General features: G+C 51.1%; 11 protein-coding genes. 3 read left to right on the top strand and 8 right to left on the bottom strand.

All coding sequences use genetic code 11. The annotated features are described in order from the left end of the window. Nucleotides 1-3: 3 nt before the first annotated feature. The 3 genes from RBB77_RS05250 to RBB77_RS05240 form a co-directional block, all read right to left on the bottom strand. Complete coding sequence (locus tag RBB77_RS05250; RefSeq protein ID WP_353065276.1) at nt 4-762, bottom strand: glycosyltransferase; 759 nt, start codon at nt 760-762, stop codon at nt 4-6. Nucleotides 763-865: 103 nt separating this feature from the next. Next, on the bottom strand, nt 866-2,836 hold the full coding sequence (locus RBB77_RS05245) for a right-handed parallel beta-helix repeat-containing protein (RefSeq protein ID WP_353065274.1): 1,971 nt from the start codon (nt 2,834-2,836) through the stop codon (nt 866-868). Between the two features lie 320 nt (nt 2,837-3,156). Continuing rightward, a complete protein-coding gene (locus tag RBB77_RS05240) occupies nt 3,157-4,395 on the bottom strand; it encodes a GumC family protein (protein WP_353065272.1) in 1,239 nt (412 codons plus the stop codon). A gap of 403 nt (nt 4,396-4,798) precedes the next feature. On the opposite strand from RBB77_RS05240, the gene RBB77_RS05235 reads away from it, so the two are divergent. Continuing rightward, complete coding sequence (locus tag RBB77_RS05235; RefSeq protein WP_353065270.1) at nt 4,799-6,046, top strand: O-antigen polymerase; 1,248 nt, start codon at nt 4,799-4,801, stop codon at nt 6,044-6,046. Nucleotides 6,047-6,069: 23 nt separating this feature from the next. Continuing rightward, nucleotides 6,070-7,086 (top strand): glycosyltransferase family 2 protein, encoded by a 1,017-nt coding sequence (locus RBB77_RS05230; protein ID WP_353065268.1) that lies wholly within the window; start codon nt 6,070-6,072, stop codon nt 7,084-7,086. Nucleotides 7,087-7,157: 71 nt separating this feature from the next. Here RBB77_RS05230 and RBB77_RS05225 read toward each other — a convergent pair whose 3' ends face one another. Beyond that, nucleotides 7,158-8,102 (bottom strand): glycosyltransferase family 2 protein, encoded by a 945-nt coding sequence (locus tag RBB77_RS05225; RefSeq protein WP_353065266.1) that lies wholly within the window; start codon nt 8,100-8,102, stop codon nt 7,158-7,160. Continuing rightward, nucleotides 8,099-9,199 carry a UDP-galactopyranose mutase gene (gene glf / locus RBB77_RS05220; RefSeq protein ID WP_353065264.1) on the bottom strand — a complete coding sequence of 367 codons (1,101 nt, stop codon included), beginning with the start codon at nt 9,197-9,199 and terminating at the stop codon, nt 8,099-8,101. The genes RBB77_RS05225 and glf overlap by 4 nt, the downstream gene beginning before the upstream one ends. A 663-nt stretch (nt 9,200-9,862) precedes the next feature. Here glf and RBB77_RS05215 point away from each other — a divergent pair. Further along, on the top strand, nt 9,863-11,107 hold the full coding sequence (locus RBB77_RS05215) for a sulfatase-like hydrolase/transferase (protein ID WP_353065262.1): 1,245 nt from the start codon (nt 9,863-9,865) through the stop codon (nt 11,105-11,107). 7 nt (nt 11,108-11,114) lie between these two features. Here the strand turns inward: RBB77_RS05215 and RBB77_RS05210 are convergent, their stop codons facing one another. The 3 genes from RBB77_RS05210 to RBB77_RS05200 all read right to left on the bottom strand — a co-directional run bounded on the left by RBB77_RS05210 (nt 11,115) and on the right by RBB77_RS05200 (nt 13,862). Next, the gene (locus RBB77_RS05210; RefSeq protein ID WP_353065260.1) at nt 11,115-12,071 is read right to left on the bottom strand and encodes a GDP-L-fucose synthase family protein; all 957 of its coding nucleotides are present in this window, start codon (nt 12,069-12,071) and stop codon (nt 11,115-11,117) included. Nucleotides 12,072-12,192: 121 nt separating this feature from the next. Continuing rightward, a complete protein-coding gene (gmd, locus tag RBB77_RS05205; RefSeq protein WP_353065258.1) occupies nt 12,193-13,278 on the bottom strand; it encodes a GDP-mannose 4,6-dehydratase in 1,086 nt (361 codons plus the stop codon). 89 nt (nt 13,279-13,367) lie between these two features. After that, the gene (locus tag RBB77_RS05200; protein ID WP_353065257.1) at nt 13,368-13,862 is read right to left on the bottom strand and encodes a hypothetical protein; all 495 of its coding nucleotides are present in this window, start codon (nt 13,860-13,862) and stop codon (nt 13,368-13,370) included. Nucleotides 13,863-13,928: the final 66 nt, after the last annotated feature.

Raw genomic sequence — 13,928 nt, 5'->3', positions numbered from 1 at the left:
TAGCTAAAAGAGCCCCAGCCTTGCCTTGAGGCCACGCCATTTGCACAGAAACCACGCTACGGGGAGATAGTGTCGTCCGTAATTTTTCTCGATCACGCCGAAGAACTCAGAATCGATAACCGGATCGGATATGGCGGAGATCCCTCCTCTTGTGTGGAGAGCCACCACTTGATCGAACACTTCCATCTCCGCTCCGCGAATAGCAAGGCGCTGATTTACATCGAAGTCCCCAAATACCTTGTACTTCGGGTCATAAGCAGGAAATGTTTCTCTTCGAAAGAATGTCCCTTGGTGGTGCAGAGTGTTGTTCAACCTGAGCGCGATACCCCGAGACGGTTCAAATTCGAAGTGTCCGTCGATGGATACGCGGAAAGCGACAACCTCAATATTCTTCAATGCTGCCTGTTCAAGCTCCCGATGAGGAATAGAGAGAAGCCTGTCCCCGGCATTGAGATGTAGCAGGAACGTTCCTCGTGCGGCCGCGACACCTTTGTTCATTGCGTCGTAGATGCCGCCATCCGGTTCGCTAACCCAGTAGTCGATCTGGGAGTCATATTCGCGTAGCAGCTCGCATGTTCCGTCGGCAGAGCCGCCATCCACAACGATCAACTCCACGCTGTCGTCCTTGAGCCTGATGATGCTGTCAAGCAGCCCGGGAAGATCCTGTCGGGCTCGAAACACTACGGTAATAATGGAAACCAGGGGATGTGAAGTCTGATCGGTTTGCTTCAGCCGACGGCCGCCCTTCGATCCTGTAATCATAAAAAAAATAGCCTTTAGAATCTTTGCAAAACAAAAGTCCGTTTCGAATCAAATCCAACCTCCATGATACCTGCATAGGGATAGGCAACAGCTATCCCCGACCTCAGGGACCTGTCAGAGGGGGGTTGACTGGACAGGAAGTAACGGAGTCGCCTGTGATCTCCGGGGGACGGGTCGAAGCGCAACCAGAGAAGTTGCAGCCAACCTGAGTAGATACCGACATCTCGGTCGCGCCCGGGGCAGTACTCTGGTTGTTGGACAACATGCATTTGTTTCCATTGTTCAAGTCTGTTACGTCCGACACAACCTTGTTGTCCACGATGCTAGTCGACGTGCACTGCTGAACTAGAGTGATCCCAATATGCGCTCCTGAAGAGCTATCCGGAATCGTATTGTTGGCAATGTGGTTGTTGTTTGGAATTGTGCTCGTCGCACCGTTAATCAGAATATTGTATTTTTTGTTGTCCCAGAGCACATTTTGATCGACCTGGAAGCCGCTACTGCCATTGTCTATCCCCAGGCCAGACAGCGGGAAGGAATCGCCCTGACCACCGATTAGCGCCTGAGTATCGTGCAGCCAATTATGGTGGATCCTGGTGCCAGCAGCAACTTGATTACAACATGCGTAAATCTCTCCGCCGTCTCTGCTCAGTAGCATCCCATTGAAGATATTGTTGTAGCTTATGTCCTCATTCATGACGCCCTGGATGTAAATACCCTGTCGGCCAACAGTAAGAATTGTGTTGTATTGGACAGTGTTATTGTCGCCATCCATATCAATTCCAGAAGCGTAATCGCCAACGTAATCGACATTTTCGATCAGGTTATTTCTTAGCACATTTCCCTTACCGGAAAGTGCGATGCCACTGCCCGCACTATAGGCAATCTTACTATTCTGTATTGTGTTGCCCGTGCCATTGACCATGATCCCGGTATCCTTACGATGGACATCGAGGATACTGAAGGATGCCCCGTTGAGGTCGTCGGCCGCCGGTGGTAGATCCGTAAACTGAGAGACATACATCGCGTTGATGCGGTCCACCATGTTCTGTGAACTCGCCTCGTCCGTGATAATCGTGCTGGCAAAGATGGTGATGTTTGCAACAGTCACACCCGTCTTTCCCCGAAGATCAAAAGCGTAAGATCGCTGCTTGCTACGAACATCGATCTGATTCGGATCGGCTCCTCCGGGCGCAAAAAAGTAGAGGGTCGTCGAGTCCGCATCATAAAACCACTCACGTTCGGCATCCAAAGCGTTAAGAGTGCCATAGAGGTAGTAATATCCCTTTTCCGCAGGGCAGATGAAAGGGCAAGTACCAGCCTGGCCTACGTCGATGCCGATCCGGCCTGTACCAGAGGACGTTACCTTACCGGTCTGGTTCCCGAAGGGATCTTGGCCACTCCATAGGTGCACCTTCGCTCCGGTCCAATCTACCTTCGGCAGCTTTGGATCAATAATCTGGCTGCCGGTCGTCCCCTTCGCAGCTGTGGCCCAGTTGACGTAAAAAAGATCGTCCCCATTGGGCCAGCGAGCTTCTGTCATCATGTCACTACCTACGAAGACCTGATTGGTGTCATCTGAATTTAGGATGACCTTTGCCTTATAGACCGATCCATGATCGAGTGCCCATCCAGTCACCGGGTCAGATCCGTCGACAACGACTGTCTCGAAGTGGTAAGCACTGATCGTGATATTGGAGTTCGGAACAACTGTCTCCCGATACGTTCCTGCGCGAACCTCACAGGTTCCGCCTTGTCCGATGGTCGAGGCGCAGTGCTGAATGGTCTGATACGGCTGATCGATCGTGCCTGCATTGAGGTCGTTGCCAGAAGGAGCCACAAAGCGCACCTCGATCGAAGCGGCCGGTACGACCGTCAGAGTCGCGGGGCTGCTGGCAACCTGTCCAAGATAGTTGGACACGGAGACACTAAAGGAAGATCCGGAATCTCCCGTCGAAGACGGCGGGCTGATATAGGTCGCCTGTGTCGCCCCGGAGATTGGTGCCCCATTCTTGAGCCATTGATATGCCTGCGCACCGGCTGCGGCGACAGTGAAAATGGCAGGTTCTCCCAATGCGACTGTCTGATTTGCTGGTTGCCCCGTAATCGAAGCGGCATTGCGGCACGAGACGCTCGAACAACCCGAAATAAAAATGACAAGAAGGAGCGTAATTAGCCGCGCGTGCAACTGCGCCAATCGATCCAGTGCTGGCAATCCGGCACTTAGTGCGGGAAGAAAACAATCGTTTATCTTTCGGGCTTTCTCTATACCGTGCAGCAACTTAGAAAACACATATCTCTCAGCCATTTGACAAAGGAGTGCTCTCCGGTGACTATCTAAACCGTTTCTCTATAACTTTAACACGCAAATGTCCTATGAAAATAAAGATTCCACTAGAGACGAAATGCAGATCGCAAGTCTTCGAGTTTTTGTGCCTGCTCTGGCACGAGCTTCATTCTCTCGAAGGCAGCAACAGCGAAGCTCCACAGGGAAGCCATGAGGAAACCCAAAAATGTACACCCGATTGTTATCAAAGTTCGGGGAGGTCCGGACTTTTTATCTGGAGGAACTGCACGATCAACCACTTGGATGACTGGGGCTGATTTCGCCTCATCCAGTCTAGCCGCTTCAGCCTGACGCGCCAGCAGCTCAAAAAGCGTCTCGTGATATTTCAGATCTCGAACCTGTCGCTCATATTGGAGCGCCGCATCCGGTACTTGACCGGCAGGTAGTTGGATGTCGCCCGGCTGAAGCGCCCGTTGATTATTCTCGAGATTTATCAGATTGGAACGGAGCGCCGCAATCTCTTCCTGCAAACGAATGGTCTCTGGGTTTTCCTCCGTTGCGAATGTCCGCATGGATTGCAACTCCACTTCACGGCTGGCCAGTTGCGCGCGCGCTTGTGCTATCGAACCGATGATTGCCGCAGCTTGTCCGCTTAGTTGAATCAGACCAGTCTTCTTTTGCATATTTCGCATCGAAACCTCAGCATCAGCAAGTGCGGCTTTCTCATCCGTTAGGCGCTGCTCATAAAATGCGCGCCGTTGAAAGGCCTCACTGACCACTAAGTCTGAATTCATGCTATAGAGTTGATCGAGATAGCTGTTTGCGATTTCACTCGCCCGATTGGGGTCGCGATCTTTAACGGTGAGATGTATGAGAGTATCTTTACCGGAAGTAAACTCAACATGTTTTTTTAGCGCCGCCCGCGTATCTACAAGAGTCCTGGTCTTGTAGACTTCCTTCAAATGGCAAGTCGCAATCACACTGTCAGCGATGGTACGACTTTGCAGTATCCCAATGTACATGTCTGCAGGACTTTTGAGACCAAGCCCTCCACCCAAGCTGGCAGCACCACCCGTAAGCGCCCCGAGTTGACCTAGCATTGACGAGACTGACGATGAAGCCTGCTGGGGGGGGACAATCGTGGCTTCGGCCGTGAACGTCGGTTTCAGTAAGAAACTGATGACCGCTCCCAGAAGCGTTGCTCCAAATGTCGCAGCGAGAATAAACCTCCGCCTGCGGGCCAATATTAGAAACGCTGCCAAGATGTCAACGTTTTCCTCGGAAGTTGTACTTGGGTTTTGCGGTGCGTGGGTGGGCTGCTTTGCTCTCTCTACTTCTGTTTCCATAGTTGGGATTGTCCGAATCGCGTCTGTTATCCTAGCATAAAGCCGATTTGAGTGATATGCTACAGTGTTCCATTGGCGATCTATGTATCTAGAACACGCGGCCACTTCATTAACAACATACATCGCCCGAAGCTTGTTGGGCAGTACTGCAGTTCGGATTGTCGCTTCTTGGGCGGCTTCAAAACATGCTTACACCTCGCCGAGAAGAGAGACATATAGATGTGGCTACCTCCGCTAGCAATAGAAAACTTAAGGTGTGAAGCTGTGGTGAGGAAGAAGCTAGTACATTTCACTTCACTAAACGATGCCTCAAGCGATTTTTCCGCGGAGCAGATCGAGAAATGGGCTCTCCGATACACCAAACGTCGGTATGACCTCTCGTCGTCGTATTGCGGGATCTCACATGACGAATAAAAGTCGTTTACTGCACCCAGTTCTAATTTTTAACGTTGTCTGGCTTGGGGTAATGACCCTGTTCCTCATGCGCTTCAGCAAGGTGCTAAACGCAACGAACCGACAGATCACGTCTGCGGTTGGCCTCATCCTCATCCCGTACACTCTCACACTAGGAGTAAGTGCGCTTTACTTCCGTCTAGTTCCTAAACTTAAAGCAGATAGAAACCACCTTCTCTGCGACATGAGCCAAATGGAAGAACTGTCGATCCTCACGGGTCGGCTAAAATGGTGGATATTTTTCTGGGCTGTATTTAGCTTTGCAGAGATTCTTGCAAGCGGCGGAGTACCTCTAGTTTGGGCTGTTACGGGAAATTCCAAAACGTATTTCGATTTCGGAATTCAATCGCTCCACGGCCTTCTTAATTCATTGATTCTTGCGATAGGGCTTACTTACACAGGAATTTTCGTCAGATATGGTGGCCGGCGTTATCTTCTTGGCCCACTGGGCGTTCTTGCCTGGTCAATCCTCCTAATAACTAGAAGCATGATGATTGTAGATCTTCTACAGAGCGCCATGGTGGTTGTTCTGTATAAAGGAATCTCGAAAAAAATTGCGACAAGGCTAGTGGTGGCCGTGATTCTGGTCACGGTCGGCTTTGGTGCAATTGGAGATCTCAGAACAGGTGCAATCAATTTTCGGACTCTGGCTCAACCGACCGATGCGTATCCTGATTGGCTGCCCTCCGGATTCTTATGGGTTTATATCTATGTCACTACGCCGCTGAACAATCTTGCCTACACAATTGCCTCAAGTCATCCAGTTGACAACATATTGTTCCCCAATACGGCAGCCCCGCTGTTTCCACATATTGTTCGTGACGCTATCTACGGTGACTCGCTGGCAACTTCTCTTTCCGGAGAACTTGTAGACTCCGCCTTCAATGTTAGTACTGCTTATGTGGGACCATTCCAGGACTACGGAAGCTTGGGCATTGTGTCTTTTAGTGTTCTGATTGCTGCCTTCGCGGGATTCTACTGGCGGCGCTCGAACTTCCGGGACCAACTGATTTATGTTGTCATCGGCCAATGTCTATTCATGACAATCTTCTATAATCATTTCTTTAGCCTTCCGGTCATCACCCAAATCATTTGGATATATCTGTTTTTTCTCAAAAGCAGAAGCAAAAATCCATCAGAGACTGCAGTCGGAGGCCGCGAGAACTTCTCTTTGAATACGCACTCTTTAGGTGCGTAAATGCCTCGAAAGTGGAAACTTCTTTGCAAAAAGTCGCTATCAATATAGTTCGCTTTAACCAAGACCTAGCACTCCTCGAAAAATGTATAGGTGCCGCTCTCAATCAAAGCCTGGATGATTATTCCGTAACGCTGACAGAAAACGGATCGAACGATTCTATCGAGAGTGCGATAGTAACTCGGTTTGGAACAAATCCGAAATTTCGGTTCGTCAACAACGAAAAAAATCTAGGCTTTGCTGGAGCCAACAATAGATTTTTCCGCAATGCTAACTCTGAGTTTGTAATGCCGCTGAATCCAGACACAGTAATGCCTCCCGATTATCTAAAGACTTTGCTCGCAGTCTTTATCGATCCCAGCGTCGCGGCTGCGGAGGGGAAGATGCTCAAGCCGGATCCTCTTCCCGATAATTCTTGGTTGTTGGACGGTACTGGCATGACCATCTCCCGGGCAAGAAGAGCACGGGAAAGAGGACAATTGGAGGTGGACAGGGGTCAATATGATGCAGCTCAAGACGTCTTCGGAGTCTCTGCTACCGCAGCTGCCTACCGGATGAGTTCCCTCGAGAAGGTCAAGCTCGGGCAATCCGAGTATTTTGACGAGGATTTCTTTACCTACTGGGAGGATCTTGACCTGTCCTGGCGACTACGCCTCGCCGGCTTTCGCTGTTCTTACGTGCCGCACGCAGTGATCTACCACTCTCGATTCGCGGGCCAGAGTAAGCACGGCTTCCTGAAGCCGGCTGAGTTCACCCGGCACATAAAAAGCTTACCCTCGCGTGTAGTTTATTGGGATTGGCGGAATCATCTCTTTTCGATCATCAAGAATGATTTCGGCTGGAGCTTCGTGCGTGACTTACCCTTCATCGCCACAAGAGAACTTCTTTTGTTCGGTTATCTTCTGATCATCGAACCTAAATTGGTGGCAGGGCTTCCTGATTTCGTTAGACTGCTCCCTCGCATTCTAAAGAAGAGGAAGCTGATACAGAAGTGCAGAGTAGCAACTTCGAGCGAGATGCAACGATGGTTCGACGAAAGATAGATGCAAAGATCACGAAGTCATGAGAAGCTCAGACTACTCAATTGACTTCAAGGAATAAGACGGATTTAAGTTCAAACAGATCGAAGCGTCCTGAGTCGCTCGCGCAAACGTTGGGGAAAGCCGTTGTCAAAACGCCCACGGATCCCATCCATGTTCGCCTTCGCTAATATTTTGATTCTCAGCCAACGATGGTCTACATCAAACGCTAGTACAGCAGCCGCAAAGCAAAGAAACCTTATGATCAAAAGCGGATAGCGAACAATTGGATTCTTACGATAGTTCTGTTCTATCCAGGCGGTATTGCGGTGGCGATAATAATCAAAACAATACCCTTCGATGTCCTTCTGATAAAAGACATGCGAGAAAATTTGTCTGCTCTTTTGCCGGCGGGCAACTTCCTTATGGGCTACTACACTTTCACGCGCGAGCGCGATATCTCCAATAGAACGAAGACGCATGCAGTATTCGGTGTCATCGCGGTGAATAAAAAAGTCCGAGATCGGAAGGCCGATCTTATCAATAGAGCAGCATCGAATAAGCAGACCTACAAATGACGAAAATCGAACCTTGGCATAGGGTGTCGGATTCGATCTCGACATGAGCCTAAGCCCGTCAGCGGTTTCGTTCCCAAGACGATCTACCTTAAGATTAGCGATCGCAACGACTTCATCATAACGCTTCAGCCGCTCCATTATTTCTAGAGAATCTAGATAAGGCTCCGTATCGTCGTCCATCACCCACACCCAATCGAATCCGGCTTTATGTGCGGCATCCATTCCGACATGGAACCCTCCGGCGCCGCCGAGGTTTTGAGATAGTTCGATATAACGGATAAGCGGATTCTCTAGGTAACCCCGCTCCTGCAAGTACGGCTTCGTGCCATCCGAACTGGCATTGTCCACAATAAAGACTGCGTTCAGCGGCAGGCTTTGGTGCAAGAGCGCATCCACGCACTCCGTGAGGAGTTGTTTCCGATTGAAAGTAACAACGACGGCGGCATTTGTACTTGAAGTCATCTGGGATTATTAAGGAGTTTGCTGCTGAGGAGCAAAGCGGCAGCGACAACCTGGTCCATATTGTAGTAACGATATTCCGCTAAGCGGCCAATGAAAAAAGTTCCGGATTCAGCATCAGCCAACTTTTTATAACTTTGATAAAGAGCCTGATTCTCCGACGTCGGGACCGGATAATACGGATCGCCAGTCGTCTCAGGAAACTCGCGAACAATCGATGTCCCAGAATGGCTCTGACCAGTGAGATGCTTAAACTCCGTAATCCGGGTGTATTCATAGTCGTTAGGATAGTTCACCGTCCCGACCGGCTGATATTGCTCTTTTTGAGCAAAATGTTCATGACGGAAGGACAGGGACCGATAGGGTAATTTACCAAAACAAAAATCGAAATATGCATCGAGAGGGCCACTATAAAAAGTCTGTGTTGCATCAACCTTGTTCCGAACATTTCGAAAATCGGTATTTAGTTCTATCCGAATATTCGGGTGGTCCAACATGCGTTCGAACATCCGCGTGTAGCCTTCCGCTGGCATGCTCTGAAAGTTATCAGTGAAATAGCGGTCGTCGCTGTTGGTGCGTACGGGAATCCTTCCGGCGACTGCTGGACTTAGCTCGGAGAGATCGAGACCCCACTGCTTTCGTGTGTAGTTTCTAAAAAACTTGTCGCATAGATCGCGGCCAACATTGTTGAGCACAATGTCTTCGCTGTTACGAATGGGCGTGCGCTTCTCTCGAACATTTTCAAAAAATGCCGCTACACCCTCTTCGTCCAACGAAAGACTGTAAAGTTGGTTTATCGTTTGCAGGTTTATCGGTACTGGATAGAGATTTCCCTCGACAGAAGAAAGAACTCTATGCTCGTATCTTCTCCATTCAGTGAACTGGGAGAGATACTCTTCGACATGTGGCGCATTCGTGTGAAAGATGTGAGGTCCATATCGATGCACCAATACTCCGGCACTGTCCAACTCGTCGAAGGCGTTGCCGCCGATATGGGAGCGCTTGTCGATGACAAGAACAGATTTCCCATGCGACGCGAATCGTTCCGCAATTACTGCGCCGGCGAATCCTGCGCCCACCACTAATATGTCCGTCTTCATCCGTGAGTTTTCAGTTGAGGAATAGCCTCTCCCTCGCGTCCCAATTCTTAAGTGTAACCCGTCTGGAGCTAAAGCGTCAGGGATAGAATAGCGTATTACCAGGGGTGCCTCCCTGCAGCACGCGCAAAGGAAACCTTGGCCTCATCCACTATCAAAGAATGAACTGTCTTCCAACCACATATATTACGACCTTGCTTGCCAGCGAAGACCTTCGCTTGACCCTCAACAAGTACAGCTTTGGAATGGGCTGCAGATCAGTGAAGTTGCTCGAAATCAACGAGCCAAATCACGCATGAGGAAGAGATGACCCAGCGGCGGTTTCTCTCGATAGCCTCCGCCCTTGGAGTGACGACAATCTGCTGTTTATGGATTGTCGGTCCGCTTGTATCGCCTGCCCACTACACTGTCTACCATTGGACCGGACCCGCGAGGACGCTCTTCATCCCCGCATTTCTGAATTTCATCGCGGTATGGACGATATTCACAATTCTCATGCTCGCTGCTCAAGGATCCAGTCGAAAATCGATTGCAGTTTGGGCAGGCATCGTTCTTGTCTTGCCATGGGCATTTCTGAAAAACTGGGCTCTTCTTACTGATTGGTACTTTCCCCACTGGTTAAGCCGGAGCATACTTGGCCTAAGCCTGGCGGCCTTTATAGTTCTTATGGCTCGCTGGCGGCCAACTCGCCAGCCCATATTTGAGCGCGCCCAGAGATTTGCGGTCTCAGTGTTGTGTTCGATTGCCGTCTGCGGAGCCTTGATTCTCGTCGAATTGGCGTGGTTTGGATGGCAGGCACGCTCTCTCAATGCACCACGCCCTCTTCACCGCAGGACGAACTTACCCCAGACGCTGCAAGCCACCCACCCTCGCATCATTTGGATTATCCTCGATGAACTGTCGTACCAGCAGATTTATGGAAAGAGATTTCAAGGCCTCAGCCTTCCAGAGTTCGACTCTCTCGCCACCCAGACGACTGTATTCACGCATGCCGTGCCAGCCGGCAACAGGACAGAAATTGTCGTGCCATCGTTTATGTCGGGTCTGGCGATCGACAAGATCCGCCCCCGCGCGGATGGAAGTCTGATGATCCATCTCTCGAGCGAGAACAGATGGGAGAACTTAAACCAACACGCTACAGTCTTCCAGGATGCTCTCGATGCCGGTTACAGCACCGCGGTAGCCGGCTGGTATAACCCATACTGCCGCATCCTCCCAGACGTGCTTGATCAATGCAACTGGATATTGAATGGATTAGCTCAAAACAGATCGATGCCTCAAGCTTCTATCCTCAGGAACACCTTCCAGCCCATTCTCACAAGTTTCATCCTCGTGGATCGTCTGCATACCGCACTCACCCACGAACCCAAGGCCACGGACCTTTATGCCACACTTCACATCGCCGACTATCAGGAGCTTTCCGCCTCAGCGGATCGCCTCCTTCAAGATATCTCGGCTGACTTTATCCTGCTCCACATGCCCATACCCCATCCGGGCGGCATCTACAACCGCACAACACGAAGCTTCACCGTGGGAGACTCGAGCTACATCGACAACTTAGCTCTCGCAGACTTCTATCTGGGACATCTGCGGTCCGTCCTTGAATCGCGCGGCGAGTGGGACTCTTCTGCCATAGTCATCATGGGAGACCACTCCTGGCGGACCACCTCCTGGTCTATCGCTCCAGACTGGACTCCGGAAGAGCAGGTCGCAAGCGATGGAGCGACTTTCGACGACCGTCCGGCATACATTGTGAAGGTGCCTTACCAAAAAACAGGCGCGCGGATCGATCTACCATTCGCCGCTGTCGACACCCGACTACTGTTGGACGCATTTATAAAACGGCAGATCGTTTCGGCCGAGTCACTTTCCAAGTGGGTCGAAGATCTCGACAAGAAGCACTCCAAATAACTCCTGTCTAGAACGTATTGCGGACTGCATCCCAGGTGAGACCAATTCCCTGTTCCAAACTAGTCGTATGGTGCCAGCCAAGCTTGTGTAAGCGGCTGACATCCATCAGCTTCCGCGGCGTGCCATCAGGCTTGGTGATGTCAAAGACCAGTTGGCCTGAGAAGCCGAGAACCCGAGCGACGGTTTCGGCGAGTTCGCGCACGGTGACATCTTCGCCCGTACCGATGTTAATAAGCGGAGGAGAGTCTTCGACAAGGAGAGACTGAAAACCGGCTTCATCAAGATTCATGAGGAAGATACATGCCTCGGCCAGATCGCTGGAATAGAGAAGTTCGCGGCGGGGAGTTCCGGTACCCCAAACGGTAATCTCTCTTGCCCCTGCCTTGATAGCTTCGAAGGTCTTGCGAATGAGCGCGGGAAGGACATGCGACGTGTTGAGGTCGAAGTTATCGTTGGGACCGTAGATATTTGTCGGCATCGCCGCGAGGTAACGGGTACCGTACTGACGGTTATAGCTCCAGCACATCTCGATGCCGGCGATCTTGGCAAGAGCATACGGGCGGTTTGTAGGTTCAAGAGGACCGGTGAGCAGTGAAGACTCAGGCATTGGCTGGGGAGCAAGCCTCGGATAGATACAAGAAGAGCCCAAAAAAAGAAGCCGGGCAACATCGACTTTGCGGGCCGATTCGATGATGTTTGACTGAATGACGAGATTGTCGCGGATGAAGTCGGCTGGATAAGTGCTGTTCGCGAGGATCCCCCCGACTTTCGCTGCTGCGAGGAAGACGTACTCTGGCTTCGTCTCCGCGAAAAACTGAGTCACCGAAGCGGTATCGAGAAGGTCAAGTTCATCGCGAGTACGCGTAAGTATATTGGTGTAGCCGCCCTGCTCGAGACCACGACGAATAGCTGATCCGACGAGGCCCCGGTGACCGGCGATGTAGATGCGGGAGTCTTTTTTCATAAAAACAACCTCCGGTCACTCGTGGAACTTGCGGCACTGAAGCCGGAGGGGTCTACGGCAACTGAGGTAAATTTCACGAGAACCAGTATTCAAACGACGCAAAATTCAATCGCAGCAATCTCTAGGTCTCGCGAACGTTATAAGCGTCAAAACCGTGTTCACGAACTAATGCATCTCGTTGGGCGGCTTTGAAATCTGCATCGACCATCTCACGGACTAGTTCATCAAAGCTGGTTCGCGGAGTCCAGCCCAGCTCACGTTTCGCTTTGCTAGGGTCACCGAGCAGAGTCTCCACCTCGGTCGGTCGGAAGTAGCGAGGATCCACCGCGACAACTATATTCCCCTTCGAATCGACAGCCTTCTCGTCGATGCCGCTTCCCTGCCAGGTCAAGCCCATATCGAGAAGTTTCGCGCAGCGTGTAACGAACTCTCGGACGCTGAATTGCTCGCCGGTGGCGATGACGTAGTCCTGCGGTTTCTCTTGCTGGAGCATAAGCCACTGCATCTCGATGTAATCTCGCGCGTGACCCCAGTCACGTTTTGCGCTCAGATTGCCCAGGAAAACTTGCTGCTGAAGTCCCACCTTGACGCGGGCCAGGCCGCGAGTGATCTTACGGGTAACGAAGGTCTCACCGCGCAGCGGCGACTCGTGATTGAAGAGAACTCCATTGCAGGCGTAGATTCCATACGCTTCGCGGTAATTGATGCAAATCCAGTAAGCGTACAGCTTGGCTACCGCGTAAGGGCTCCGAGGATAAAAAGGGGTGGTTTCCTTTTGTGGAATCTCCTGGACCAGCCCGTAGAGTTCCGAGGTGCTGGCTTGATAAAACTTCGTCTTCTTTTCCAGGCCCAGGATGCGGATTGCTTCTAGAAGCCGAAGCGGTCCAAGCGCATCGGCATCGGCAGTGTACTCTGGCTGCTCGAAGGACACTTGAACATGAGATTGGGCGCCTAGGTTATAGATCTCGTCAGGCTGGACTTTCTGAACGATATGAATGAGAGACGAGGAGTCCGTCAGGTCGCCGTAGTGGAGGATAAAGTGCGGCGAAGGATTGTGGGGATCCTCATAGATATGGTCAATGCGAGCCGTGTTGAAAAGTGAGCTGCGACGCTTAATCCCGTGAACTTCATAACCTTTGGCAAGGAGGAATTGGGCAAGGTAGGCTCCGTCCTGGCCAGTGACTCCTGTGATGAGGGCTTTCTTCAAAAAACCAGGTACTCCTTAGTTAGCCGAGTGGCTTTAGTGATTGTACTTTAGAGCCACAGAGATAACCTGCCACGTACCTCTTCGCGAATTTAGTCGTACTGAAGCATGTGCGGCGCCGGTTCGGTCAACGTTCCATCCTTGCGCTCATACCACATGAACAGCTTGTGATCCCCGTTCACGCGCACTGCGACAATGATCCCGCTTCCAAACGCTCCTGTCCCATCCGTCTTCGAAATATCGACATGATGCGAACGAATCGGTTCGCCGACCGGACTCGCCGTCGTCCAATCTTCGGTAAACCGCTGCAGCGGATAGTCCTTATGCCGCTCGGGATGCTGCTGCCAGTCCGGATCGTTTGTATAAATCGCGAATGCCTTGCCGTAGTCCTTCGCTTCGAGGGCACTAAAGAAGTTACTAACTTTGTGCTCGGCCGGAAGATTCGAAAGGAACCACCCATGACCCAGCAGATAACCGCCCACCCCTATCACAACCGCCAGCGCAACAAGAACGCCAAAAGCAATCAATAAATTACGGTTTCGCGTTTCGCGGCGGCTATCAAACTCCGGTGCATTCAGCAGCGTCATTGCTTCTCATCCTCACAGATCTAAATCCGCCAACATAGTCGATCAACCTATTAAACACCGGCTCAC

It is taken from the genome of Tunturibacter psychrotolerans, from assembly GCF_040359615.1.
GTDB classification, from domain to species: domain Bacteria; phylum Acidobacteriota; class Terriglobia; order Terriglobales; family Acidobacteriaceae; genus Edaphobacter; species Edaphobacter psychrotolerans.
Note: the sequence above shows the minus strand (reverse complement) of the source record. Positions and strands in the feature narration are given on the sequence as shown.